Below are 25,822 nucleotides of genomic sequence, written 5' to 3'. Positions count from 1 at the left end.
AAGCTATCTGCAAAGTCTCGGCTTTGCAGATAGCTCACATTCAATTTAAATGATATTCATTTTTTATTTATAAACTAGCTATCTTAGTATAATCCTTTTGTTTGATTGCTAGTATCAATGAAGATATTTTTAACTTGTTGATAGTTTTTAATAGCGTCTTTATAAATTTCACGACCGATACCAGATTTTTTATATCCACCGAATGGCGCACCAGCTGGGAATTGGTTATAAGTGTTAATCCAAATACGACCAGTTCTCATTGCTTTAGCAACATTTAATGCACGGTTAATATTAGTAGTAAAGATACCACCAGCTAAGCCGTATTCTGAATCATTTGCAATTTTAATCGCTTCAGCTTCATCTTCAAATTTTTCTACTACTACAACTGGTCCGAAAATTTCTTCTTGTGCTAATTGATGACTATTATCTTTAATTTCGATGATTGTAGGCTCGAAGAAGTATCCTTTGTCACGTCCATTATCTGTTAAGCGATGACCACCTGTTAAGATATTAGCATTTGAATCTTCTTCTGCAATTTTTACGTAGCTTTCAATTTTTTCAAGTTGTTCTGGGCCAGTTTGAGCACTCATTTTAACGTCTTCATCAAATGGGTCGCCCACTTTGATATTTTCGAAAGCTTCTTTTAATTTAGGCATTACTTTATCATAGATTGAAGATTGTACTAATAAACGTGAACCAGCACTACATACTTCACCTTGGTTGAATAAAATACCTAATTGTGCACCTTCAACAACTTGATCTAAGTTTGCATCGTCAAAGATGATATTAGCACTTTTACCACCTAGTTCTAATGTAGTTGGAACGATACGTTCAGCACCTGCTTTCGCAACGCCGTAACCAACGTCTGTTGATCCTGTAAATGATAATTTGTTTACACCTTCATGATTGAAGATTGCATCACCTGATTCTGAACCTTTACCAGTTAATACATTTACGACACCTTTAGGTAATACTTCTTGGAAGATCTTCGCAAGTTCAATTAATGATAATGGTGTAGAAGAAGATGGCTGAATTACAATTGTATTACCCGCAGCTAATGCTGGTGCTAATTTCCATGACGCTAATAAAATTGGGAAGTTCCATGCAACTACAGCACCAACAACACCTACTGGTTCATTGACAACTAAACTCATTGTATTCTCATCAATTTCATTGACTGAACCTTCGTCTGTTGTTAATACACTCGCAAAATATTTAAATTGATTTGCTGTTAATGGCACATCAATTGTTGACGTTTCTCGATAAGGCTTGCCATTTTGTAACGATTCAATTGTCGCGAAGTGTTCCACTTTTTCATGAATTCGACGACTAATTTCTAATAAATAGTCCGCACGTTCTTCTTTAGATGTTTTACTCCAACTGTCAAAAGCATCTTGCGCAGCTTGTACTGCTTTATCAACATCAGATTTATTTGCTTTAGCTACTTTAGCTAAATCTTCACTATTCGCAGGATTAGTTACAGTTAATGTGTCTCCACTTTCGCTTGCTTGAAATTCACCGTTGATAAATAAACCGTATTGTTCCTCTATGAAATCTCTAACGTTTACTTTTGCCATTTTTCATCATCCCTTTATATAAATTTATGAAAAACCTTATGTGCGTTGTGTTTATATCGAAATGCAAGCGTTTACTTAAAGCTGCTATTATTTTACCTTATTCACATTTTTAAATACACTAACTTGCTTATAATATTTTTCCGTGTATTAAGCTCTTTAAACATCATTAATTCTAGTTATAGAATCTATCACTTATGGATAATATAAAAGAGAGTCTTTGCTCTCCTTTTTGATTCTATATTAAATCCATTCAATAACATCTTCAGCTGGTTGACGAACTTTATCTTTTGGTTCTTCTTTTCGATAACCAAATGCAACCATAACTGATGGTGCGAAATGTTCTGTATCGATAACATTTTCTTCAGCTAAGATTTCAGTAACTTTATCTAAATCAAATCCTTCCATAGGACATGAATCAATTCCTAATAATGCTGCAGTGGTCATCATGTTAGCTAATGCAATGTAAGTTTGTTTACTTGCCCAGTCTAATAATGTTCGCTCATTATCGTTAATATGGAAATTCGTTTGGAAATTATTAAATTTATCTTCAACTGCTGGAATCGTACTTTCTTCGTATTTTTTAATATCTCGAATTATATGTTGTACGTATTCTGAATCTGCAGTGACATTTTTGCGTGCAAGAATAATAACGAAACGACTTGCTGTATTTAATTGCTTTTGTGCTCCCCAACTATATGGTTTTAATTTTTCTTTTAAATCTTCATTCTCAATAACAACAAAACGCCAAGGTTCCAATCCCAGTGAACTAGGTGATAAACGACCTGTTTCTAATATTGTGTGGAAGTCTGAGTCACTGACTTTCTTTTTAGGATCAAATTCCTTTGTTGCATGTCTAAAATTAAAAGCATTGATTATTGTCTCTTGCATTGAACTCATGAAATATATCCTCCTTAGATAGTACTAATTTGATTATAAAGTACATTTCCTTTAGCCTAAAGTTATACGCTTACAAAAGTTATCATTAAAAAATAAATGTAAATTTACTATTTTTATGTGATTTTTTAACAATCGAAAAATAAATTTCGTATTTCCTATTGATTTGTGAATAAATTCACAATACAATGTATTTGTAAGTTAAGTAATAGAGATGTTTCAAATCATTATTCCTATTAATATTCACATTTCTATAGACAACTTAAGAAAACTTATTTATTAATTATAAATTCATACAAAATGAAGTGAGGTTATTAAAATGACAAAAATTATGTTTTATGGAACTCGTGATTACGAGAAAAATGACGCTTTAAACTGGGGTAAAGCGAACAATGTTGAAGTTGTTACAACTGAAGAAATTTTAAGTGAAGACACAGTTGATTTAGCTAAAGGTTTCGATGGTGTTACTACAATGCAATTTGGTAAATTAGCAGACTCTGTTTATCCTAAACTTGAAGAATATGGTATTAAACAAATTGCTCAACGTACTGCTGGTTTCGACATGTACGATTTAGAGTTAGCTAAAAAACATGGCATTATCATTTCAAATGTACCTAGTTATTCACCAGAAACTATTGCTGAATATTCAGTTTCTATCGCTTTACAATTAGTTCGTCGCTTCCCTGCGATTGAAAAACGTGTTCAAGAACATAATTTCAAATGGGCTGCACCTATCATGTCTACCCCTGTTAAAAATATGACAGTAGCTATTATCGGTACAGGACGTATTGGTGCTGCAACTGGTAAAATTTATGCTGGTTTCGGAGCTAAAGTTGTAGGCTATGATGCATATCCAAACAACTCATTAGATTTCTTAGAATATAAAGATTCAGTTGAAGAAGCAATTGCCGATGCTGATATCATTTCTTTACATGTACCTGCTAACAAAGAAAGCTTCCACTTATTCAATGCTGACATGTTTAGCAAAGTGAAAAAAGGCGCTGTATTAGTAAACGCAGCTCGTGGTGCTGTTATTGATACACCAGCTTTAATTAATGCTGTAAATGATGGTACTTTATATGGTGCTGCCATTGACACATATGAAAATGAAGCTGATTACTTCACATATGACTGGACAGGTAAAGAGATCGAAGATGAAACGTTATTAGAATTAATAAAACATGAAAACATTTTGGTCACTCCACATATCGCATTCTTCTCTGATGAAGCTGTGAGAAATTTAGTTGAAGGCGGATTAAACGCAGCATTATCAGTTATTAATACTGGTAAATGTGAAACTCAATTAAACTAAGATATGTGTTTAATAATTAAAAAGGAGAATTCTCAAAATTGAGAGTTCTCCTTTTTTAAGCTATTTCAATACTTCTTGCTCGATAATCTGTAATACCCCTTGCTCATCATTACTTGGAGCAACTGCCTTGGCAACTTCAAATAGTGTTTCATCATGACTATTAGCCATTACATAACTGTGCTCGGCTAATTCAAGCATGTCCTTATCATTGTTAGCATCTCCAAATGCCATCAAATCAGAAGCAGACATATGCCACTCTTCCAATAAACGTTGAAGTGCTTGCCCTTTTGTCATATTAGGCATAATAATATCAATACTATCATGTCCACTCGATACGAGTTTAATAGTATTGCTAAACCTTTCCTCTAAATCAGTATCAAGTGTTGAATGCATATCTCGATTAATATTTAACGCAATCTTGACATATTCATCATCCAGTAATGGTTGAAAAGAATCAATTTCCTCCAACTGATGATAGTAGAAATGCGCATCTTCCTTAAATGCTTCACTCGTGTCTTTCAATATATAGGCACTCTTTAATCCGCAAACAATAAATTCTTTAATATTTCTATCAATATTTAAATAATCAACAACTTCTTTGTAGTCTGTTTGATTGAAGCTACGATAATTATATAAATCTTCCCCTCTGTAAATAACTGCACCATTTTCAGAAATAAAGAACATATCTCTTTCTCCGAATATAGATTGTAATTTAGCAAATTGATTTCCACTTGCAGCAATGAATTCTATATTGCGTTCTTTCAATGCTTTAAATATCTTCTCAAAACGGTCTTTATCATAATTTTTCTTAGAATCTAAAAATGTACCATCCATATCTACTGCAATAGCTTTAACCATGTGCAATCCCCCTAGTCCGTTGTATTCACATTTATTATATATGTCATCTAATTAGGGTTGAAGTTCACACTAACATGATGAAACTATATTCACATTCTGAAATTAAATACAATAAATAAAAATAGCATGATTATTTCTAATGCTAAATTTAAAGGAGTGACACAAGATCTACATTGGATGTCTTGTATCACTCCTTTAAATTTAGCATTTATGTTTTATGTAACGATTGGTGTTTATTATTTATTTAACTTGTTTCGCCACAAAGATTTTACGTTTTTCCCAAATACCGGTTTGCTCATTGTAATCGTCACATGTAATTAATGTTAATTGATTCTTTTCACCTTTGTGTTCGTCCAATACTTCAACTTCGTCTGGATTAACATCACGTATACTAGTCATTTTATATTCGCGTGTTTCTTTTCCTATCTTGAAGTATACTTTGCTACCTTTTTTAGCTGCTTTTAAGTTTGTGAATTGGTAATGTGGTCTATCGGTAAATGTATGACCTGCGATTGATATATTTTGATCACTTAGCGATTCATCTTTCTCAGCGAAACTTACACCACGATTTAACTGTTCTGGTGTCGCTGGTCCAGGATACACGGGTTCTTTAATCTCTGCATCTGGCACTGATATATACCCTGCCATTTTAGTTTTATCCTTAGGAATGGTTGGTGTTTGTTTATTGCTAGACTTATCCTGTTTATCATATTGTTCTATTTTGTTGTCGTTATCTTTTTCATGTAAATAATTATCGATATGTGGTTTAGCAAATAGATACACTGCTACTAAGATGAGTATGACACCAAGTATCGTCATCAATCGATTAATCCAATTCTTCATTATGTATTACTCCTTTAACGTGACTTTCTTAGGTCATAGTATATCATGTTTATTTCGTAAGTTTAATTTAATTTATCGTGTCATATTTAATTACATATAGTTGCAACAATTGAAATCTCGTTTTAAACTGATACAAACTTAGAAAAGTAGGTGCCATAATGATTAGAGAAGCAAAAATTGAAGATTTACCGGCAATACTATCAATCTATAATGATGCAATATTGCATACTACAGCTATTTACACATACGATATTCAAACTTTAGATGAACGTAAAGCCTGGTTTGACATGAAGAATAAAGCAAATGAACCTATATTTGTATTTGAAGAAGCTGGCAAGACTGTTGGTTTTGCAACTTACGGTCAATTTAGAAACTGGCCGGCTTACTTATATTCTATTGAACATTCGATTTACATAGATAAATCAAATCGAGGCAAAGGCATTGCTTCTCAATTATTACAACATCTTATTGAAGATGCCAGAACTAGAAATTATCGTACTATTGTAGCTGGTATCGATGCTTCCAATGATAGCAGCATCAAATTACATGAAAAGTTTAACTTCAAACATGCAGGTACCATTCAAAATGTTGGCTACAAATTTGATCGCTGGTTAGATCTTGCTTTTTACCAATATGATTTGCATGACAAATAAAAAAGTAAGTGAGTCCCTTTTACTCACTTACTTTTCTTTTATCGTCTTTTTCAAAAAAGTCTTCCTTCTCATGAAAGAATTCTTTCTTAAATAAAGTTTCTATTTGTTTCCTCTTTTTCTCCGCAATTACTAAACCCACATAATAAAACAGGAATACAATAATCATACTTAGTGACATCGATTGTAATAAGAGATTCTCCCATGTTCCCTCAACTGTCCATAACTGTGTAATGGTTGTGTTAGTCACGAATATAAAAAAGATGATACATAACCTTAGCATATCATCATCCCCCTTTTCGGCTATTTTAAACGTATTAGTGAAATTTTGCAATAACTTTTTTAAATTTTCTGATAAATAAATGGAAGTAGAACATATCTGATGTTTTCTCAAAGTTTATTTCGTTTTAACCCCAGCTATCTTAGCTTGTAGAATTTCTTTATGAAATTCTCTTTGCTGGGGCCCCAAACCCCAGCTTGCTTAGCTTGTAGAATTTCTTTATGAAATTCTCTTTGCTGGGGCCCCAAACCCCAGCTTGCTTAGCTTGTAGAATTTCTTTATAAAATTCTCTTTGCTGGGGCCCCAAACCCCAGCTTGCTTAGCTTGTAGAATTTCTTTATAAAATTCTCTTTGCTGGGGCCCTAAACCCCAGCTTGCTTAGCTTGTAGAATTTCTTTATAAAATTCTCTTTGCTGGGGCCCCAAACCCCAGCTTGCTTAGCTTGTAGAATTTCTTTATGAATTTCTCTTTGCTGGAGCCCCGACTAGATTTGAAAATACTTGATTCAAGTGCATTTTCAAACCAGATAGCTACTGCCAAAATGATAAATCTGTCATAAGTATTAAAAAAGCCATTCTTAAATGTCATATTGACATTCAAGAATGGCTTCTAATTTCAATTATATTATGAAAAGCTATTAACTTCAGCTTCACCAAAGATTTTACGTTTAATTGCTTCTCCTGTTGGTGTACCTGCTAAACCACCAAGTCCTGTTTCTCTTAATTCAGCTGGTAAGCCACGTCCTACTTTATCCATAGCTTCAATAACTTCATCTACTGGAATTCTACTTTCAACACCAGCTAATGCTAAGTCTGCAGAAATTAATGCATTACCAGAACCAATTGCATTACGCATTACACATGGAATCTCTACTAAACCTGCTACTGGGTCACAAACTAGACCAAGTAAATTACTAATCGCTAATGCCATAGCGTGTCCAGATGCTTCCGGTTCGCCACCGAAGATTGATACTGCAGCTGCTGCTGCCATTGCTGAAGCTGAACCTACTTCTGCTTGGCAACCTCCTGTAGCACCTGCAACACTTGCATTGTTAGCAACAACGCGACCAAATAATGATGAAACGAATAAGAAATCAATCATTTGTTCTTCTGTAAGGTCATGTGTTTTTTCTAATTTAAATAATACGCCCGGAATCGTTCCGGAGGATCCAGCTGTTGGAGTTGCACAAATGATACCCATAGCTGCGTTTACTTCATTAGTAGCAACCGCACCTTTAACTGCTTCAACCATTTCATGTCCTGATAAGGCATGATTATTCTCGTTATATTTAGCAAGTTTAATGGCATCTTGGCCAGTATAACCTGTTACACTTTTAACACCTTCGCCAGTTGATCCTTTAATTACGGCATCTCTCATGACGTCTAAATTTTGTTTCATTGTTTCTCTAACTTCGTCACGCGTCTTGCCTGAAAGTTCCATCTCTTCTTGAATCATAATATCTGCAAAAGACATTTTATTTTCGACTGCGTAGTCTATAGTTTCTCTAATTGAATCAAACATCTTTAATCCCCCTCTATTTAATATAGGATATATTTAAGTGACTATATTTTTCTTTAATTTGATCTAACGTTGATTCAGATAATGCTTTGTTTAGTGGTAATACTGCTAAACTAAAATTATCGCCCGTTTGTGTCATTTCCTCTTTAATGTCTGCACCAAGTTCATTCACATCATTGATAAAGTGATTAACTTCTGATTTATTTGCCGCTCCATCCATTTCTAAGATAGGTAAACCATAGTTAAAATCAATGTCTAGTCCTTCTACACTGATGCGTTTTAATTTAATCGTACCGCCACCAATTGAGTTACCAATTACTTCGATGTGACGACCATTTCCTTCTGCAACAAGATACGCACAGTTAGGATGCTCACCAATACTGTCGCCTTCTTCTTCGATAATATTTACTTCAATGTTTTGATCTTTAGCGATTGCTAACGAACTCTTAATACGACTATCGAATGTGCTATAGCCCATTGCACCACCAACGATAGCTAAATCTGTACCGTGTCCTTGATGAGTTTGAGCAAAGGATTCGTAATAATGAATTGTTAATTTATCTGGCTGCATACCACCTAATACTGCATAAGCAGCGTTGCCAATTTTAACTGCACCTGCTGTATGAGAACTTGAAGGTCCCATCATTACAGGGCCAATAATATCAAATGCACTTTGATAATCGTAGCTTTTTTTAGTAGCCATAATTAAACACTCTCCTTAGGTTGTTTCTGTTTGCTAGGCAATTTTATGCTCATATTCATTAGGTTGAATTTTTTAATTAACGTACTGAAGATAAATGCTAATACCACACTTACAACTGCAACGACGATGATTGTAATTATTGATTTTGTAGCATCGTTAAATCCGAATAAGACGATTGCACCTGCAATTGGTGTTGCCATACCTTTAACACCGATTACGAGTCCGCTGAATGTAACGATACAAGCGTTTACAACACCGATAATTGCGTTCGTACCATATAATTGTAGAGGGTATTTTGCGATTAAATCGATTTGTGTTAATGGTTCAACAAATACTGCGAATGCTTTTGATTTACTTCCGCCAATATTAAGTCTGCTAAATAATACATAGTTAACAAATGATGAACCAGTACATGTTAAAGCACCGATAGCCATTGGTATACCAGTTAGTCCTAATAAGCTAGTTAATACCATTGAACTTAGTGGTGTCATACCCGTTACTGGAATTACTAATCCTAAAATAATGGCTAATGCGTATGGATTGCTGTCTCCTACTGATGTAACTGCACCACCGATTTGAGTTAATACAGCCATAACCCCTGGGCTAATAACTGTAGCTAAGCCAAATACAAGTGCTGGAGCAATTAAAATCACAGCAATTAAGTCCAACCCTTCTGGGACTTTTTTCTCGATAAATTTAATACCGAATGAAATAATATACGCTGCTATAAATGCTGGTAATAATTTAAAGTCGTGTAATACTAGTCCTATGATTACTGCAAAAACAGGTGAGATGCCCATTTTCAAGCCAGTTAAGATACCTACTGCAACACCTGCAAGGCTTCCTGCCAAATCTCCTATTGTTTGTAAAAACTCGATATGGAATACGCCACCAATAGCGTAACTTAGGAATGCTTGTGGTAAGAAAGTTGCACAAGCAGCTCCTGATAAAGCTTGTAGTCCTTGTTTACCGTATGGCGCAAAGTTTAAGAATAGCGTCATAACGATAAGCACTAATACGAGTGTTCCTACTCCTAAAATGATGTTCATTCCCCAAAACCTCTTTCTATTTATTTAACTACCATAGTCATACTACAACGTGAAGAAAACGATCTCAAGACATATTCAATGACAATAAAATAAAATTGTGAAATAAATCACATTTAGAAACTTTTTGAGGTTAAAAAATTTTAGTTTTAAATTTTTTGAAAAGAAATAAATAATACGTGTTATTTTACACTAATAAAAGCTGCTTTGTAAACCTTTTCAACAGCGTATTTATTATTTGAAATTTCGGGTAAATTGTATACATTTCTTTGTTGATATTTTCACTTTAACGTGACAACTAACCTTTACATAACAAAGTGCTCACATTTGAAATTGTTGCAAAATTAAAATGATTTAGTTTTTAACATAATAAACTGGAACAACCATTGCTGCTCCAGTTTATTATCATTGAATTAATCTTCAATTTTTAATAATGCTTCAGTTAATTGATGCGTATGACGGTAAATATCTTTATATACTTTATAATATGCTTCATATTGTGCGTGTCTTTTAGCGTCTGGTTCAAATGTTTGAGCAATATCTATAAACTTATCTACACATTCATCGAAACTTTCGAACCATTGCAGTCCATATGCTGCAATCATCGCAGCGCCCATACTAGGACCCTCTTCGTGTTTTAACTTTCTTATTGTAGCATTAAAGATATCTGCTTGCATCTGCAACCAAAATGAACTTTTCGCACCACCACCAATTGAAGTAATATGCGTAATCTCTTTACCAGCTTCTCGCATTAATTGTATAGAGTCATATAAAGAGAAGGTAATACCCTCTAATACTGCTCTAGCAAAATCTGCCTTATTATGGCTACCACTAATACCAATAAAACTGCCTCTTATAAAAGCATCTCCATGTGGAGTACGTTCGCCTGATAAATAAGGTGCGAATAATAAGTGGTTAGAACCAATTGTTGAGATACTTGCTTGTTTAACGATATCGTCAAAGCTTTCATGTTCAAAGAACGTTTGTTTAAGCCAATTTAAACTGTAACCTGCTGCTAAGGTTACGCCCATAGCATAGAATGTTTGTGGAACGCTATGATCAAAGAAATGTATGTTGTTCTTGTATTCAGTGTAGCCTTCGCTTTCAACATTGAGTACGACACCTGATGTCCCGATACTACAAAGCGTATCGTTACCATTAATGATTCCTGCACCAATGGCACCACATGCGTTATCTCCACCACCAGCATAAACCTTTACAGGAGCTTTGAAACCAAGCTCTTGTTCTAATTCTGAACGAACTACTCCAACTTCCTCTGTTGAACGTACTAAAGGTGGATAAATATCTCCGATGCCTAATCGTTCACCTACATCTCTAGTCCAATCATGTGTTTTTGGACTTAATAGTAATGTGCTGGCTGCATCAGAATATTCCATGTGAATATGACCTGTTAAACAATAGCGTACGTAATCCTTAGGCAATACGAAGACACTTACTTGTTCCCAAAGTGATGGCTCATTTTGTTTCATCCAAAGCATTTTTGGAAGTGTGAATCCTTCAAGAATAGGATTGCCATTCAATCTTTCACCATATACTTCTTTGATTTGCGCACATTGTTCAGAGTTACGGGTATCATTCCATAGAATGGCATGACGTACAGGTTTATGTTCGCTATTCAATGGCACTAAACCATGCATTTGTCCTGAGAACGAGATCCCTTTGACAGTATAATTCGCCATTATAGGCACTTCATTAATATATTTAATACCTTTCTTAACCACTTTAAACCATTCTTCAGGATCTTGCTCACTATAACCGGCACGATCTTGTATCAATGTTAAAGGTTCACTCGTTGAAGCAATTACTTCTCCTTGTCGATTAACAGCTATTATTTTAACTGCACTCGTACCTAAGTCTATTCCTAATACTACATCTTCCATAACCATTCCACCTTGTCCATCATTATAAGAGGCGCTCATCTTACATATCATGTAAACAATTCAATATATATTTATTTTATATAATTTTAATATTAAATTCTATAACCTATATATTTATCATATCGATTTTAATGATAATTTCAATAGTAAACTATGATTTCAATTCTTTTCCCTTTATTTCTATTTAGAAAAAGGTGTTGGACAGAAATAACATTTTCTCAAAATTTATTTCGTTGTCCTACCCCGTCAAAGATGACTAGGTTTGAAAAAAGCTTTATTCAAACGCATTTTCAAATCAGTCATCTACTGACAAAATAATAAAGTAGGCTGAGACATTTTATTTTGTCCCAGCCTCTCAAAAATATTATTTTGCTTTTACCAAACCATTATCTATTACCAACATCTTGACCGATTTCAACAGTTTGATCATTTTTATTATATATTGCGCCTTGAACACTACCAAAGTTTGCGTCATTACGTTTTTCTTTAACACCATATCCCATACTCTTGAATGTATTGATATCTTCATCACTTGTCGCATTCTCATAATAAACTGTACCACCATCGTTATAAAAACGTGGTTTATCAATAGATTCTTGTAGGGAACCGTCACCTCTTAAATAGTCAATCAACACTTCATTTAAGATGGTAGGAATTTTGTTTCCACCTGGTGTACCAATACCCATATAGAAATCCGGACCAACAACAATGGATGGTGATGTATAAGAACGTGGTGCTTTATGTTTTCCACCATAGTTCGGACTATTAGGATCACTTGAGAAGTTTGTTAAAGAGTTGTTCATATAGAAACCTTGTTTAACAAATTTACCTGAACCAAAGAAACTAGATAATGTATTTGTAGTACTAGCAAGCTTACCATTCTTATCAATGACAACAAAATGAGTTGTACTCGTCGTATCTAATGACGTATCAAAATCACTATTCATTTCATTACCGCCACTATTTACATTATTTAAATTGTCTAATAAATAATTTTCCGATAAGTGTGAGTCGTTATTCGCTTCCTGACCATTAACAATATCTCTATTTCGGTACATTACATCACGTGATTTAATAATGCCATTGATATAACCTGTTCTATCATTATTTGTATTGGCACTTTCATCAATTTTTAAACCTTGTAACATTAAAACCCCACCTAAAGGATTTGATGCAGAGTATATTGTATTATTTAAATATTTAGTTGATACTGGTTTCTTTTCTTCAGTTTTAAATGTTGAAAAGTCTTTCTCAACTAATTCACTATCGATTTGTTTAGATACACTCTTAGCAATATCCTTATAGAAATATTTAGGCCCCTTATCTCTAATACCTTTAAGTGTTTTAGCTAAAGCGGGCTGTTTAACTACATCGCCTTCACGTACTGTACGTTTTCCTTTGAAGAAAGATGAATTTCGATCGATATCAGAACCGTAGATTTTCAAACTACGCTCTAATTCTGAATCAACTTCGAAGCCATCTTCGGCTAATGGCACTACGTAACTAAAAATTTTCTTCTCATCCATTTTACCTTCTCGTTGATGCATATCATGCATACCTTGCACAAATCCAGGTGTACCAATTTCATCGCCTTTCTTATAATTATAAGAAGATAGCGTTTTATATTCGTACATCTTTGGTTCTTCGCCTTCATTACCGTTATATGTAAGCGTGGCACCACCGCCACCTAAACCAGACGAATGCGGTTCTGTTACCGCTAGCGCATAAGAAACACCCATAGATGCGTCTACTGCATTACCACCATCTTCAATAATTTTATTACCGACACGCGTGGCAATCGCATTATTAGATGCTACGCCATATTTTTTATTACTGCCAGATGATTTATGATCTGCAATTTTATTTTCGAATAATGTATCTTTATCAGGTCTGTCTTCTTTATTAAAGTAGTAAAAGACAAATGATATTAAAATGGTGATAACTAAAATGACTGATAATGTCACTTTACTATAAATATTCATACTAACTGGCCCCTTTAGACAAATATTGCTCCGTTGCATCTTTTAATTCATTCTTCTCATAGTTATCAAGGCCTTCGTTCACTTTGGCAAACGTCACCATCAATAGAATTGCAATTATAATGAGCGTTGTTACAATACCTAACCAATGTTTTTTAATATTCAAAGGTATATCCTCCATTCTCCTCTTTAAGGTGAATTGATTTATCATTTATATTATTGTAATAACGTTGTGCCTCCATCTTATTCATGTTGTCTTTCGTTATTTTGCCATCTGCACCACGTACAGGTGTAATGCTAAATTTATTATGCTGCCCATTCCAATCGTGCTGAACTACCATACCTTTTTGGTTTTTAGATAAGAATGAATCTGATGTTAAATTACCTAAACTATAGAAGATACTTGCATTTTTATATTTTTCAACTTTTTGGACAACTGAGTTATGACCAATGATTACATCTGCACCGGATTTCACTAGCGCATGTGCGTATTCTTTTTGACGATCCGTCACACTACGTTCATTGGTAATACCCCAATCCACGTTTACGACAACTAAATCGTTATTTTCTTTTAAGTTTTTGATTAATGGAACAAATATTTTTGGGTCTAAACTAATAGATGTTGTATTTTTAAGTGGATCTTCATAGTTTGAACCTACGTCAGTGAATGACACGTTAGCTATTTTTTTACCTTTAACCGTTTGTTGCACCGTCTTACTATTAATTGGGTTAGAGCCATTACCAGTCATAAAGTTATAATCCGTTTGTGCTTCCACTTGTTTACTTAAATCTTGGGCTTGCACGTTATCAATCGTATTATTAATTAAATTGACACTTTTAACATTTTCTTTTTTCAAGAACATAATATTCTCAGTATTCTTCTTAATATTCGTTTTAGGATCATTTGAGAAATGGCTCACTAGAAGTGAAGCAGTTGAAAAGTCACTTTGTTGAAGTGGTTGCTTTAACCCTTTAAACACTTCGTTAAGATCCATTTGTCGAAAATGTTTATTCAATGTGATATTGCCTAAATATGTACTACGAATATAATCATTACCTGAGCTTGGCATTGCCTCGACTGGCTCAACTTTTACAGCTCTAATAGCGAATACTAGAAGTACAAGTGCCACAATTAAAACGATAAGTGTATAGCTAAAATTGAAACGTTTGTGACGTTTCGATTGCTTAAGTAACCATTCGCTCGCTGATAACCGTTTTTTCTTTTTCATTACTCTGCGCTCCTTGCTCGCGATTAATTAATAAAGCTATATAAGAATAAGATGACATACGTGATACATGTAAGTAACATCGTTGATGATAACGTAATCACGACACCTTGCTTTTGAATTGTATTCGCAATGATTCCTGGAATAACGACACCAATACCAGACACTTCAACCATTTCAAATGGCGTCAATGGATAAATCAAGTCGAACAGGAATTTAAGTACCATCCCAGTTAAAATCATCGCCGCAAATTTTCTTCTTCCGTACAAAATAACCCATCTACTAATACCATATGTAACTATGAAAAATGTTAAACAACTAATGACTAACACAGATAACAACATGATGGGTTGATCGAATATAAGTGCTAAATAACCCGGTACAACGAGTCCTGCTGGATTAATCCCAAATTTCTCGGCAAATATTAAACTTAATACAATACCGACAAATAGAGAGAAGTATAATTCTGAACCTATCATTTTATTCTATCCCTTCTATAAATTCTGCTATTCTACCACCTGGACCATGAATATTTCCTACACAGAATATGAGTGCGTTTTGTGACTCTTGCAAAATAGCTTTCTCAATTTCTGGGAACTCACGGTTTTCAAAATTAAGATATTTTTTATCAGGTAAGTGTTGCATTAAGTCTGTCACCATTTGTGTACTTTTACCTGTACAAATGAGTGTGTCAAAGTCTACATCATCAATAAAGTTTTCAACAAATTGACGCGTTCTATCTACCCTATCTGAACGACAATTTAAAATCACTACTTTTTTCGTATATGGATAGTTATAAGATTCAACTTTGTTTAAAATAGCTTTTGTCGATTGAGGTTCATTAGCAGCAAATGCATTAACAAATACATTTCGTGTGCGATTTGCATTAAAGTATTTGATTTCAACCGCACCAGGATCAGGTGGTGCATTTAACATGCCTCTCAATGCAGTTTCCTTATCAACGCCAACAGCTTCTGCAACGCCTAATGCAATAGCAACATTATCTGGGAAGACGAGATATGGAAACTTTCTTAAATATGATTCCGGAACTTCATCTTTATCTACGACAATTAACTTTGTTTTACGTTTCTTAGCTTCTTTTGCGAAGAATTTCGTATAGTCGTCTTTCATAACAACTAAAGTCCCTTTGTAAGGAATTGTTGCAGTAAACGCTTGAGCAACATCTTGAAGTGTAGGTCCAAGCACGTCCATGTGGTCTTCCATGACATTGACGATAACGCCTATATTGGCTTTAACTAAATCTTTTTGAAAAGTAATTTGATAGTCTGGATTAACTGCCATACATTCATTAACTAAAGAGTCAGCTTTTTGTTTAACAACTTTACGCACAATGTCACGTTGTTCACCAATATTCGCACCTTGTGGTTTTCTAATAACGGGGTATTCCTTGTCAGTAAACCAATACAACATTCGAGCATCTGTGCCTGTGGTTTTACCAATAACATGATAATGGTCTTCTCTTAATACGCTATAAATCATTCTCGTAATCGTTGATTTACCACGAATACCATTTATGTTGATTCTAATTGGAATCTTATTGAGTCGATTAGTATGGCGATTCTTCTCTTTAATACCAAGCCATAAAATCAATGCGATACAAATTATAATGAGAATCACAGTGTAGTACCTCTCTTTAATTGTTTTAATATTAAGTTGTCTAAATACGTATTTCATTGCTATGTATATCAAAAATGTCTTTAAACATTTTCTATAGAAGTGACTAATAAATCCAAACGCTCTTGCTTCATATGAACATAATAAATAAATTATTACTTCTAATAAGGGTATGCTATCATGTGCGTATTTAGTCAGTTTTAACATTGTAAATCTAATGTAAAATTATATTAACAAAGATTAATTTTTTTAGAAATATTCAATATTTTACTTTTACAAATAAAGAATGATTTTAAAAATATTTTTCTAAAATTTAAATTTAGTTCTAGTTATTTGAGAAATTATCAAATATTTACGTCGCATTTACATTAGATTAAAATACTGATGTTAATTTAGAGGTAATTAAAGATACAACTTTAGGAGGATACTGATGGGTAAACCTTTGACTAAACCTGTTAAGATAGCAATTAGCATATATTTAGCAATGGTATTATTAGTTTGTTCAAGCTATTTAGTATTGATTCTTGTGGGTAGCTTACAAGGCAATGATATGAGTAGTTCAGTTTTAGACACAGACCATCAACACATTAATAGTGTTACTAAAGATTCTAACGAAAGCATAAATGATACAAAGTTAAATAAAGCTTCAGCAACAAGTGATGATGTTGCCAAAGAAGAAACCGTTTCAAATACAAATGATACAATTTCAAATACAAATACTGAAAAAGTAGGTGCAAGCTCATCTGATTGATGACACTATGCACCTATTTTATTTTAAATACTTTGCATATTTTATTTGAAATTGCTTAGGAGTGAGTGAATATTTCTGCTTAAAATTTTGTATAAAGTAACTTGTAGTTGAGAATCCACAATCCATTGCCACTTCAGTCACATTTTTATGATGATACATGAGTTGCTTAGCACTCTGCTCTAGTCGATAATTTTGTAAGAAATTGAATGGCGTGTCCCCTGCAAATCGTTTAAACAACTTAATCGTCTCCGCTTCGCTCATATGAACCATATGACTTAACTCACTCAGTTGCACCTTTTTATGATAATGACTTTGTAAGTATTCAATACATTGTTTAACTCTTGGATCAAAGAAATATTGATTGATTTGTTCATATTGATTAAAAATATTTAAAAGATGATTTAGACATTGATAAAATTCGCTAAGAATTTGCAGTTGATAATAATCTCTTTGTGATAAGTAAATATGTCCTACTATCTCAATACGCCGTAACAAACTTACATTTTCTTCATCTTTTGGTATTAATTTAATAAATGGAATGGATTGCGCTTGATCAACAATTCGACTAACATAAGTAAAATTGATATATTCCGTGACATTGGGCAATCCAATGTTCCAGCATTAGAAACGCGCGCCTTCATTCGCGTCACGAATTTCATGTACAACGTTTGAATTAATAAATAATCCCTCCCCTTCATGTATCTCCAATGTATTTTCTGCTAACTTTACCTTAATCACACCGTTTGTGACATACATAAATTGCAAGGCATAATGCCAATGTAAAGGTATATATCCGAGTAATGTCTCACTCAATGATGTATGTAGAATGACATGTGGCCAACGTCGATCAGGATAATTAATCTTTTCTTCTAAGTCTTCATTAATAATAATTTTAGAAACCATATCGCACTACCTCAATATCTTGATACTTTTAATTACTATTTGAGTATTATCAAATTTATATACATTATATTATGAGATTTATAATAAAACAAAATACAGATGGAGGTGCATTCAATGAATCACACACAACACAGATTAAAAGGAGTATTATTTGCAATTATAGGTGCTACTTTATGGGGATTAGGTGGGACTGTTTCCGACTTACTCTTTAATCAACGAGATATTGAAGTGGATTGGTATGTTACTGCTCGCCTACTAATAAGTGGCATCTTCTTGTTGAGTCTGTACAAACTATTACATCCTAAGCAATCTATGTTTATTGTTTTTAAGAAGCCCAAAACAATTGTTAATTTGTTTATATATAGTTTAATCGGGATGCTTTTTGTCCAATACGCTTATATGGCATCCATCGCAACCGGCAATGTCGCAGTAGCTACACTTCTCCAATACATTGCACCAGTCTATATCATTATTTGGTTCGTCATACGTGGTCTTGACGTATTTCGTCCTTTTGATATTTTAGCCATTACAATGACGTTAATTGGGACTTTTCTACTTTTAACAAATGGATCTATCTCTCATTTAGTCGTATCACCTACGAGTTTGTTATGGGGAATTATCTCTGGCTTAGCACTTGCGTTTTACACGATTTATGCCACAGGCTTACTTGAAAAGTTCCCTTCAATTCTAATCGTAGGATGGGCAATGATTATTTCAGGTTGTGCAATGAGTTTCAAGCATCCTATATGGGATGTTAGCTTTAGCAACATGAGTGCATCTACAATCATTTATTTAATTTTTGGGATTATCGCTGGGACTGCTTTCGCATTTTATTTATTTATAGATAGTCTTAAATACTTATCACCTAAGGAGACAACGTTATTAGGTACGATTGAACCAGTGATAGCAGTTGTTACAAGTGCATTATGGCTTGGTGTTACTTTCCAATCAGTCCAAGTCATTGGAATCGTATTAATTCTTATTTTAATTTTAATGTTGTCACTTAAGAAACAACCTGAAGAAATGTAATCAATAATGTAGCGCCAAGGAATTGAAAGATGACTAGCCTGAATAGCACAGAATTCTTCGTGAATTCATCGTGTCACTTTAGTAATCATCTCGTCCTCGGCGCTTAATTTTTATAGAATAATTGATTTAAGTTGTGTAAAGAATTTCTGTCTTTCTGGTAATGGGAAGATAGGATAAATGTGGAATAAATTATATCCTGGCATAAAATCATGTTCAATACCTTTATCATTAAGCATTTGGGATAATTTTAAAGCGTCAGGGTATAACGTTTCCTTTGTACCAATAAAAATGGATAATCGACCTAATCCTTCTAAGTCACCGTTAATTGGCGATATTCTATAGTCCTCAATAGGTAATTGGCCAGCCCATAATTTTATAAAGTATTTACTACCTTCTATACCTAACATTGGATCAATGCGTTCATACGTTTTAGCATCTGGATTGCTTAACGTACCATCTAACACTGGAGATAGCATTACAATATGTCCAGGTTGTGGAAGTGTAGTTTCTGCTTTTAAATATTCGGCAAATGACAATGCAATTTGTCCGCCTGCAGAATCTCCCATCACAATAAGCTGTTCACTGCTTTCAACTTTGGCAGCTTGTTTATCATAAATAAGTTTTAATAATTCGAATGTAGTACGATAATCACGATGAGGTACTTTAGGATATATCGGCATAATGACCTTCGCATCAAGTTGTCCTGCGAGTTCATCTATAAAATTAAAATGATTATCTAGTGGATCTTGGAACCATGCACCACCATGAATATATAAAACAACTTTTTGTTGATGGTTACGTTGGTCATTCACAATATATGTGACGCACCCATTCCAACTTTTTGTTCGAACGTCATGTTTAAATTCATAACTAGTGCCACCATATTTTCCAGCTGTAATTTCTTTCGTTTCTTCCAATGCTTTTTTCGCGTCCGCTTCATTTTCAAACGTTTTTTTCATGCCAGACATTCGTATATATTTTTCAGTTATAAAACTTTTGTAACTGCGTTTCTCTTTAACTTTAACAAATGCTAACGTTCCTATTATCGCAGATGTTGCTACGGTTATCATACTTTTTTTCATAGCTTAAACGACCTCCTATACATGTCTATATTATAAACCTTAAACGACAATTCATTTAGTAATTAACACTGTTATCGTTAAACAATATTTTCATTTTAAGGAAAACATGCTATCCTTATATAAATTATCCGAATTTTCAAATTATAAAAGGAGGCAACGATTTATGGCACGTCATAAAATTGTACTTATTGGAAGTGGCTATGTAGGATCTGCGTTTGCACATGCAATCGTAGCTAAAGGTTTAGTGGATGAGATGACAATTATAGATATTGATGAGGATAAGGCTAAAGCAGATGTGTGGGATTTAAATCATGCGACTCCATTTGGCGATAACTTCGTAAATGTGCATGTCGGACAGTATGAAGACTGTAAAGACGCTGATATTATAGTGATTTGTGCAAGTGCTAAACTTGCTAAAGGTGAAACACGTCTTAAGCTACTAGAAGATAATGTAGACATTTTTGTACCAATGATTCAACGTATTGTAGATAGTGGTTTCGATGGCTACTTTGTATTACCTTCCAATCCCGTCGACATTATGAGTTACGTCGTTAAACGAGTGTCGAATTTTCCTAAAAATAAAATCATTGGTTCAGGCACTTCTTTAGATACTGCGCGTTTCCAATTCTTTTTAAGTCGAGAATTCGATGTAGCACCGAATCAAGTCTATGCACCTATTATTGGTGAACATGGTGATTCACAAGTCGCAGTATGGTCACACGCACAAATTGCAGGTGAGCCGGTGTTAGATTTATTACCTTCTAATACGAATATAGAAGCATTTAAGACTTCCATTTCCAACCGTACAACTCAAATTGGTTACGATATTTATGTTCGAAAAGGCACAACCAATTTCGGAATATCACTAAGTCTAGTTAGAATCGTAGAAGCCATCTTATTTAATAAAAATATCATTATGAATGTTTCAAGTTACATTGGAGGTGAATATGGATTGAGTGATGTATATATCGGTGTACCTACCGTTATTAACGGAAATGGTGCTGACCGAATTATTGAATTAGCTCTCACAAAAGAAGAATTATCACAGCTACATCATTCTGCTGATATCATCTTAGACTATCAGCGACAAGCCGATGCTATCATTGATCAAATGTGCTGATATTAAAAGTAAGTGAGTAGGGAGCACAGAAATTAATTCGTAACCCCAGCTTGCTTTATTTGTAGAATTTCTTTATGAAATTCTCTTTGCTGGGGCCCCAAACCCCACCTTGCTTTATTTGTAGAATTTCTTTATGAAATTCTCTTTGCCGGGGCCCGCTCTCACTTTATGTTTCAAAGCAACTATCATACATTAATTTCAACTGATGTTCGAAGCGTTGCATATCTATAAATCGAGCTTGGCGATGCATTTCTTTACCATTCATAAAGATTAAATCAACGGGTACAGTAAATATAGATAATTCACCTGCAATGGTTTCGACATCTGATTGATTTATGACGGCGAGTTCTGCATTAGGGTAAGATGCTACAATATCTTCAATTTGTGGTAATACAGCATGGCACACTGAACAATGATCCCGCATTACGTGAACTACTACTAACTGATTATTATTAATAATTTGATGGAAGGCTTCCATATTACTCAAATGCTTTGCCATATCCTCACCTATACTTTCACTTATTTTAATAAGTTTTGAAATACCTCTGGCATCTTAGTTTCTCTTTGGCGTTCTAAATCTAAGAAACCACCTGTTTGCTGTCCAATACAATGCACTTTATCTCCAATTGTTAACTTCGATTTCTCTTTCGGCGACTAACAAGCCTTCATGTCCCATAAAATATAATCTCCTTTAAGTCATCATTCAATTATATTCTACGACGTTTACATGCATTTTTCATCTACTTTAACTATACAACATTTAATGAGCGTACTATATATATGTCTATTTTATTATATATTATTTTTATTAAATACATAGTCAAATTTACATAGTATAGTGTTTGTGAAAATATTCGCATATTTTATGAGGATAATTCATATGAAAGCTTATGTTTATGAAAAGCCAGGCTTTGCAAAACTGATTGATAAAGAGAAGCCAATCATTACGGAAAGTACAGATGCAATTATTAGAATGGTCAAAACACGATTTGTGGTACTGATCTACATATTATTAAAGTCGATACATCGGAAGTACCATCAAACACAACACTTGGCCATGAAGGTATTGGTTTCGTTGAATCAGTTGGTTCAAGTGTAAACAATTTCAAAGTTGGAGATAAAGTCATTGTTTCTTGTATCTCGTCGTGTGGTAAATGTTACTATTGTAAAAAAGGTATTTATGCACATTGTGAAAAAGATGGCGGTTGGATATTAGGTCACCTCATAGATGGTACACAAGCAGAATATTTTAAAGTACCTTTCGCAGACAACTCTTTATACCATGCACCAGAATCTTTACCAGACGAAGCACTCGTTATGCTCTCTGACATTTTAGCAACGGGTTATGAAATTGGTGTTTTAAAAGGTAAAGTTAAACCAGGTAGTACGGTTGCGATAGTAGGTGCAGGTCCAGTTGGATTAGCTGCATTATCAACAGTACAATTTTATTCATCTTCTAAAATTATTATGCTCGATTTGGATGATAATCGTTTAGCAACTGCCAAGGAATTAGGTGCTACACATACAATTAATTCAACGAATGTTGAAGATGCTGTTGCTCAAGTAAAAACATTGAACCATCGTGGTGCGGACGTAGCCATTGAAGATGTTGGTACTCCACAAACCTTTGATTTATGTCAAAAGTTAATTGGTGTTGACGGACAATCGCTAATTTTGGTGTTCATGGATTACCAGTACAATTTGATATCGATAAATTATGTATTAAGAATATCAATGTGACAACAGGTTTAGTTTCGGCGAATACTACTGAAGAATTGTTGGAAGCTCTCAAATCTAAAATCATTCAACCTGAACAACTCATGACACATTATAGTAAATTAAGTGATATTGAACATGCTTATGATTTATTCAGAAATGCTACAGATCATAAAGCTATCAAATTATTAATTGAGAATGATATAACTGAATAATGTTGTTTATTAAATAAAAAATAAGGGGGACAGCATTCTTTCTGAATTCGTCGCCCCGCCATGGCAAAGAGGATTAGAATTGAAAACCTTGAGACAACACCTTTTCAATTCAGTCATCGACTGCCAACACATAAAACAAGCCTGAGACACATGTGATGTCCCAGGCTTGTTTTATTATTTAATTGTCATAATGCGTTTACCAGGATCTACTGAATCAACATCATCGAATGTTAATGTTTTATCACCCTGATTTGTAATAATCACTGGTGTGACAACACTTGGCGCATGTTCTTTTAAGTATGCTAAATTAATTTTCATTAATGGTTGACCTTGTGTGACAGGTTCATTGACATCGACTAAACTTTCGAAGCCTTCACCATTCAATTTCACTGTATCGATACCAATATGAATTAATACTTCAATTCCTGTATCAGATTCTAAACCGATGGCATGTTTCGTTGGGAAAATCGTTTTAACTGTACCATCAAATGGTGCTACAATTTCGCCTTTTTCAGGAACAAATCCAATACCGTCACCCATCATTTTTTCTGAGAATACTTTATCTGGCACTTCAGATAATGGAATAATATGACCCGTACCTGGTGCATAGATATCAGTTTCTTTTACCTCTTCCAACTGTACTGGCTCATCTGATGTATCTTCAGTCACAGTGGTTTCACTAGGTTTTGTGATGTCTCCATTCATAATACGTGCCATATCATGTTTAATTTGATCTGATTTAGGTCCAAAAATCGCTTGCATATTATTTCCTACTTCAAGCACCCCTGAAGCACCAAGCGCTTTTAGTCCTTCAACGTCTACTTTAGATTTATCATTGACTTCAACACGTAAACGCGTAATACAAGCATCTAAATGCTTGATATTTTCTTTACCGCCCATTGCATCTAACACATCAAATGGTAATTTACTTGCAGATGTATTAGCTACAGAGGCTTGTTTATCTTCACGACCTGGCGTTTTGAAGTTGAATTTAACAATTAAGAATCTAAATACTACATAATAAATGACAGCGTAAACTAATCCTACCGGAATCACTAACCACCATGGTGTTTTATTTGGAAGAATACCTAATAAAACAAAATCTATGAATCCTCCAGAGAATGTATATCCAAGATGTAAATTTAGTAGATAAAGCGTTAAAAATGATAATCCATCAAGTACTGCATGAATAAAGAATAATAATGGTGCTACGAATAAGAATGAAAATTCTAATGGTTCAGTAATACCAGTTAAGAATGATGTTAAAGCTGCTGATAACATCAAGCCTCCAACTACCTTTTTATTCTCAGGTTTAGCTGTTTGATAAATTGCTAATGCTGCTGCTGGTAATCCAAACATCATAACAGGAAATTCACCTTGCATGAATTTACCTGAAGTTAAATGAACACCTTCACGTATTTGCTCAATAAAAATACGTTGATCTCCTCGAATAATTTCTCCAGCTGCATTTTTCCAAGAACCAAATTCAAACCAAAATGGCGCATGGAAAATATGATGTAAACCAAATGGAATAAGTAATCGTTTAATAAATCCAAATAAGAATACTGCCAATCCAGTATTAGAATCTAATAAACCTGTACTAAATGCATTTAATCCATTTTGAATGAATGGCCAAATCCAAGCCATTGGGAAAGCTAAAATAAACGATGTCGTTGCCATCATAATCGGCACAAAACGTTTACCCGCAAAGAATCCTAAATACGATGGTAAGGAAATATTATAAAACTTGTTATAACACCAAGCTGCTAGAGCCCCTATAATAATCCCACCAAACACTCCAGTTTGAAGTGTAGGTATGCCTAAAACATTTGCGAATCCTTTAGATGGGTCTTCCAATTGTGCTGGCGTAACATTTAAGAATGCTCCCATTGTTTTATTCATAATAATAAATCCGACAAAAGCTGCAATGGCTGCTACACCATCTCCACCTGCTAGTCCTATTGCTACACCGAGTGCAAAAATGATAGGTAAGTTATCAAAAATAATACCACCAGCACCTGTCATCATGCTAGCAATATTTTGAATTACTCCATTTTTAATAAATGGAAGATATTGCTGTAATGCTTCACCTTGAAAAGCTGTTCCAATTGCTAGTAATAATCCAGCTGCAGGCAAGATTGCCACAGGTAACATTAATGCTTTACCAATTCTTTGCAATTGTCCAAATAGCTTTTTAAACATTTTGACTCAATCCTTTCAATGTATCTTTTTACGCATTAAAAAAGCATGACCAAATAAGCTCATCATTTATGACAAAAATAATGATAGCTTATCTGCTCATGCCTAATCGAATAGTAACACGCAGTTCTTTTTTAACAATTTAATTATACCTATAATATAAAGCGTTTTCAATATTTTTTTGCTAATATCTTACATTTTTTATAATTTAAATATTCGGCTCTAGGTCAAATCGGACTGATGAGTCCAAATATTGAGATTAAGCAACCTTAGGTTGTTTAATCTCTTTTTTTGTTGTTGAGGCAAATAGTCGCGAAGTTATAATAATTCGATTACGCAAATTATCATAATTTCTATAACCAAAAGATAACCTTTTAATGAGTTT

General features: G+C 33.9%; 23 protein-coding genes and 3 pseudogenes. 6 read left to right on the top strand and 20 right to left on the bottom strand.

The annotated features are described in order from the left end of the window. Positions 1–83 precede the first annotated feature (83 nt). Positions 84–1,577 carry an aldehyde dehydrogenase family protein gene (locus BDW31_RS10000; protein WP_053025329.1) on the bottom strand — a complete coding sequence of 498 codons (1,494 nt, stop codon included), beginning with the start codon at positions 1,575–1,577 and terminating at the stop codon, positions 84–86. Positions 1,578–1,817: 240 nt separating this feature from the next. Continuing rightward, positions 1,818–2,474 carry an NAD(P)H-dependent oxidoreductase gene (locus BDW31_RS09995; RefSeq protein WP_037550327.1) on the bottom strand — a complete coding sequence of 219 codons (657 nt, stop codon included), beginning with the start codon at positions 2,472–2,474 and terminating at the stop codon, positions 1,818–1,820. Positions 2,475–2,790: 316 nt separating this feature from the next. On the opposite strand from BDW31_RS09995, the gene BDW31_RS09990 reads away from it, so the two are divergent. Then, on the top strand, positions 2,791–3,783 hold the full coding sequence (locus BDW31_RS09990; protein ID WP_053025328.1) for a D-lactate dehydrogenase: 993 nt from the start codon (positions 2,791–2,793) through the stop codon (positions 3,781–3,783). 60 nt (positions 3,784–3,843) lie between these two features. Here BDW31_RS09990 and BDW31_RS09985 read toward each other — a convergent pair whose 3' ends face one another. After that, positions 3,844–4,641, bottom strand: a complete 798-nt coding sequence (locus BDW31_RS09985; protein WP_053025327.1) for a Cof-type HAD-IIB family hydrolase — start codon at positions 4,639–4,641, stop codon at positions 3,844–3,846. A gap of 240 nt (positions 4,642–4,881) precedes the next feature. Then, on the bottom strand, positions 4,882–5,484 hold the full coding sequence (gene srtA / locus BDW31_RS09980) for a class A sortase SrtA (RefSeq protein WP_053025326.1): 603 nt from the start codon (positions 5,482–5,484) through the stop codon (positions 4,882–4,884). 158 nt (positions 5,485–5,642) lie between these two features. Between srtA and BDW31_RS09975 the strand changes: the two genes are divergently transcribed. After that, positions 5,643–6,137 carry a GNAT family N-acetyltransferase gene (locus BDW31_RS09975; protein ID WP_053025325.1) on the top strand — a complete coding sequence of 165 codons (495 nt, stop codon included), beginning with the start codon at positions 5,643–5,645 and terminating at the stop codon, positions 6,135–6,137. 112 nt (positions 6,138–6,249) lie between these two features. Here the strand turns inward: BDW31_RS09975 and BDW31_RS09970 are convergent. The 10 genes and pseudogenes from BDW31_RS09970 to pgsB all read right to left on the bottom strand — a co-directional run. Further along, positions 6,250–6,417, bottom strand: a pseudogene (locus tag BDW31_RS09970) (hypothetical protein); the annotation flags it as partial. 621 nt (positions 6,418–7,038) lie between these two features. Continuing rightward, positions 7,039–7,935 carry an L-serine ammonia-lyase, iron-sulfur-dependent, subunit alpha gene (sdaAA, locus tag BDW31_RS09965; protein ID WP_011274864.1) on the bottom strand — a complete coding sequence of 299 codons (897 nt, stop codon included), beginning with the start codon at positions 7,933–7,935 and terminating at the stop codon, positions 7,039–7,041. Between the two features lie 13 nt (positions 7,936–7,948). Next, positions 7,949–8,635, bottom strand: coding sequence for a serine dehydratase beta chain (locus BDW31_RS09960; protein WP_011274863.1), 687 nt, complete (start codon positions 8,633–8,635; stop codon positions 7,949–7,951). Positions 8,636–8,637: 2 nt separating this feature from the next. Next, entirely contained in the window at positions 8,638–9,684 is a 1,047-nt protein-coding gene (locus BDW31_RS09955; RefSeq protein WP_016930797.1) for a PTS sugar transporter subunit IIC, read from the bottom strand. Between the two features lie 410 nt (positions 9,685–10,094). After that, positions 10,095–11,582, bottom strand: a complete 1,488-nt coding sequence (xylB, locus tag BDW31_RS09950) for a xylulokinase (RefSeq protein ID WP_016930798.1) — start codon at positions 11,580–11,582, stop codon at positions 10,095–10,097. Between the two features lie 386 nt (positions 11,583–11,968). Next, entirely contained in the window at positions 11,969–13,564 is a 1,596-nt protein-coding gene (locus tag BDW31_RS09945) for a gamma-glutamyltransferase (RefSeq protein WP_053025323.1), read from the bottom strand. 1 nt (position 13,565) lies between these two features. Next, positions 13,566–13,742 carry a hypothetical protein gene (locus tag BDW31_RS12515; RefSeq protein WP_180529098.1) on the bottom strand — a complete coding sequence of 59 codons (177 nt, stop codon included), beginning with the start codon at positions 13,740–13,742 and terminating at the stop codon, positions 13,566–13,568. Continuing rightward, complete coding sequence (locus tag BDW31_RS09940) at positions 13,717–14,790, bottom strand: CapA family protein (RefSeq protein ID WP_053025322.1); 1,074 nt, start codon at positions 14,788–14,790, stop codon at positions 13,717–13,719. The genes BDW31_RS12515 and BDW31_RS09940 overlap by 26 nt, the downstream gene beginning before the upstream one ends. A 23-nt stretch (positions 14,791–14,813) precedes the next feature. Beyond that, on the bottom strand, positions 14,814–15,266 hold the full coding sequence (gene pgsC / locus BDW31_RS09935; RefSeq protein ID WP_016930802.1) for a poly-gamma-glutamate biosynthesis protein PgsC: 453 nt from the start codon (positions 15,264–15,266) through the stop codon (positions 14,814–14,816). Between the two features lies 1 nt (position 15,267). Then, positions 15,268–16,425 (bottom strand): poly-gamma-glutamate synthase PgsB, encoded by a 1,158-nt coding sequence (pgsB, locus tag BDW31_RS09930; RefSeq protein WP_011274856.1) that lies wholly within the window; start codon positions 16,423–16,425, stop codon positions 15,268–15,270. A gap of 427 nt (positions 16,426–16,852) precedes the next feature. On the opposite strand from pgsB, the gene BDW31_RS09925 reads away from it, so the two are divergent. Beyond that, positions 16,853–17,173: a hypothetical protein gene (locus tag BDW31_RS09925; RefSeq protein WP_053025321.1), complete on the top strand. Its 321-nt coding sequence runs from the start codon at positions 16,853–16,855 to the stop codon at positions 17,171–17,173. Between the two features lie 18 nt (positions 17,174–17,191). On the opposite strand, the gene BDW31_RS09920 is transcribed toward BDW31_RS09925, so the two are convergent. Then, positions 17,192–17,779 carry a helix-turn-helix transcriptional regulator gene (locus tag BDW31_RS09920; protein ID WP_110709612.1) on the bottom strand — a complete coding sequence of 196 codons (588 nt, stop codon included), beginning with the start codon at positions 17,777–17,779 and terminating at the stop codon, positions 17,192–17,194. 15 nt (positions 17,780–17,794) lie between these two features. Then, complete coding sequence (locus BDW31_RS09915; protein WP_080365858.1) at positions 17,795–18,076, bottom strand: cupin domain-containing protein; 282 nt, start codon at positions 18,074–18,076, stop codon at positions 17,795–17,797. Positions 18,077–18,190: 114 nt separating this feature from the next. On the opposite strand from BDW31_RS09915, the gene BDW31_RS09910 reads away from it, so the two are divergent. After that, the gene (locus tag BDW31_RS09910; RefSeq protein WP_370863318.1) at positions 18,191–19,105 is read left to right on the top strand and encodes a DMT family transporter; all 915 of its coding nucleotides are present in this window, start codon (positions 18,191–18,193) and stop codon (positions 19,103–19,105) included. Between the two features lie 110 nt (positions 19,106–19,215). On the opposite strand, the gene BDW31_RS09905 is transcribed toward BDW31_RS09910, so the two are convergent. After that, on the bottom strand, positions 19,216–20,187 hold the full coding sequence (locus BDW31_RS09905; RefSeq protein ID WP_053025319.1) for an alpha/beta hydrolase fold domain-containing protein: 972 nt from the start codon (positions 20,185–20,187) through the stop codon (positions 19,216–19,218). Between the two features lie 163 nt (positions 20,188–20,350). On the opposite strand from BDW31_RS09905, the gene BDW31_RS09900 reads away from it, so the two are divergent. Then, the gene (locus BDW31_RS09900) at positions 20,351–21,307 is read left to right on the top strand and encodes an L-lactate dehydrogenase (protein ID WP_053025318.1); all 957 of its coding nucleotides are present in this window, start codon (positions 20,351–20,353) and stop codon (positions 21,305–21,307) included. A 166-nt stretch (positions 21,308–21,473) separates the two neighbouring features. On the opposite strand, the gene BDW31_RS09895 is transcribed toward BDW31_RS09900, so the two are convergent. Together BDW31_RS09895 and BDW31_RS09890 are read right to left on the bottom strand one after the other, a co-directional pair. After that, positions 21,474–21,806 carry a thioredoxin family protein gene (locus BDW31_RS09895; RefSeq protein WP_053025317.1) on the bottom strand — a complete coding sequence of 111 codons (333 nt, stop codon included), beginning with the start codon at positions 21,804–21,806 and terminating at the stop codon, positions 21,474–21,476. Between the two features lie 20 nt (positions 21,807–21,826). Then, positions 21,827–21,931, bottom strand: a pseudogene (locus BDW31_RS09890) (acyl-CoA thioesterase); the annotation flags it as partial. 256 nt (positions 21,932–22,187) lie between these two features. On the opposite strand from BDW31_RS09890, the pseudogene BDW31_RS09885 reads away from it, so the two are divergent. Next, a pseudogene (locus tag BDW31_RS09885) lies at positions 22,188–23,238 on the top strand (zinc-dependent alcohol dehydrogenase family protein). A gap of 174 nt (positions 23,239–23,412) precedes the next feature. On the opposite strand, the gene ptsG reads toward BDW31_RS09885, so the two are convergent. Further along, positions 23,413–25,440: a glucose-specific PTS transporter subunit IIBC gene (ptsG, locus tag BDW31_RS09880; RefSeq protein WP_053025316.1), complete on the bottom strand. Its 2,028-nt coding sequence runs from the start codon at positions 25,438–25,440 to the stop codon at positions 23,413–23,415. Positions 25,441–25,822: the final 382 nt, after the last annotated feature.

Source organism: Staphylococcus sp. AtHG25 (genome assembly GCF_003217445.1).
GTDB lineage: Bacteria > Bacillota > Bacilli > Staphylococcales > Staphylococcaceae > Staphylococcus > Staphylococcus haemolyticus.
Note: the sequence above shows the minus strand (reverse complement) of the source record. Positions and strands in the feature narration are given on the sequence as shown.

What these genes read in the sequence shown, in the direction of transcription:
- BDW31_RS09905 (WP_053025319.1), bottom strand. Translation starts at nt 20,187, where the DNA reads ATGAAAAAAAGTATGATAACCGTAGCAACATCTGCGATAATAGGAACG.
- BDW31_RS09945 (WP_053025323.1), bottom strand. Translation starts at nt 13,564, where the DNA reads ATGAATATTTATAGTAAAGTGACATTATCAGTCATTTTAGTTATCACC.
- BDW31_RS09960 (WP_011274863.1), bottom strand. Translation starts at nt 8,635, where the DNA reads ATGGCTACTAAAAAAAGCTACGATTATCAAAGTGCATTTGATATTATT.
- BDW31_RS09910 (WP_370863318.1), top strand. Translation starts at nt 18,191, where the DNA reads ATGAATCACACACAACACAGATTAAAAGGAGTATTATTTGCAATTATA.
- BDW31_RS09995 (WP_037550327.1), bottom strand. Translation starts at nt 2,474, where the DNA reads ATGAGTTCAATGCAAGAGACAATAATCAATGCTTTTAATTTTAGACAT.
- BDW31_RS09985 (WP_053025327.1), bottom strand. Translation starts at nt 4,641, where the DNA reads ATGGTTAAAGCTATTGCAGTAGATATGGATGGTACATTTTTAGATTCT.
- srtA (WP_053025326.1), bottom strand. Translation starts at nt 5,484, where the DNA reads ATGAAGAATTGGATTAATCGATTGATGACGATACTTGGTGTCATACTC.
- BDW31_RS09895 (WP_053025317.1), bottom strand. Translation starts at nt 21,806, where the DNA reads ATGGCAAAGCATTTGAGTAATATGGAAGCCTTCCATCAAATTATTAAT.
- BDW31_RS09900 (WP_053025318.1), top strand. Translation starts at nt 20,351, where the DNA reads ATGGCACGTCATAAAATTGTACTTATTGGAAGTGGCTATGTAGGATCT.
- ptsG (WP_053025316.1), bottom strand. Translation starts at nt 25,440, where the DNA reads ATGTTTAAAAAGCTATTTGGACAATTGCAAAGAATTGGTAAAGCATTA.
- BDW31_RS09915 (WP_080365858.1), bottom strand. Translation starts at nt 18,076, where the DNA reads ATGGTTTCTAAAATTATTATTAATGAAGACTTAGAAGAAAAGATTAAT.
- BDW31_RS09955 (WP_016930797.1), bottom strand. Translation starts at nt 9,684, where the DNA reads ATGAACATCATTTTAGGAGTAGGAACACTCGTATTAGTGCTTATCGTT.
- sdaAA (WP_011274864.1), bottom strand. Translation starts at nt 7,935, where the DNA reads ATGTTTGATTCAATTAGAGAAACTATAGACTACGCAGTCGAAAATAAA.
- BDW31_RS12515 (WP_180529098.1), bottom strand. Translation starts at nt 13,742, where the DNA reads ATGGAGGATATACCTTTGAATATTAAAAAACATTGGTTAGGTATTGTA.
- BDW31_RS09940 (WP_053025322.1), bottom strand. Translation starts at nt 14,790, where the DNA reads ATGAAAAAGAAAAAACGGTTATCAGCGAGCGAATGGTTACTTAAGCAA.
- xylB (WP_016930798.1), bottom strand. Translation starts at nt 11,582, where the DNA reads ATGGAAGATGTAGTATTAGGAATAGACTTAGGTACGAGTGCAGTTAAA.
- BDW31_RS09990 (WP_053025328.1), top strand. Translation starts at nt 2,791, where the DNA reads ATGACAAAAATTATGTTTTATGGAACTCGTGATTACGAGAAAAATGAC.
- BDW31_RS09925 (WP_053025321.1), top strand. Translation starts at nt 16,853, where the DNA reads ATGGGTAAACCTTTGACTAAACCTGTTAAGATAGCAATTAGCATATAT.
- BDW31_RS10000 (WP_053025329.1), bottom strand. Translation starts at nt 1,577, where the DNA reads ATGGCAAAAGTAAACGTTAGAGATTTCATAGAGGAACAATACGGTTTA.
- BDW31_RS09975 (WP_053025325.1), top strand. Translation starts at nt 5,643, where the DNA reads ATGATTAGAGAAGCAAAAATTGAAGATTTACCGGCAATACTATCAATC.
- pgsC (WP_016930802.1), bottom strand. Translation starts at nt 15,266, where the DNA reads ATGATAGGTTCAGAATTATACTTCTCTCTATTTGTCGGTATTGTATTA.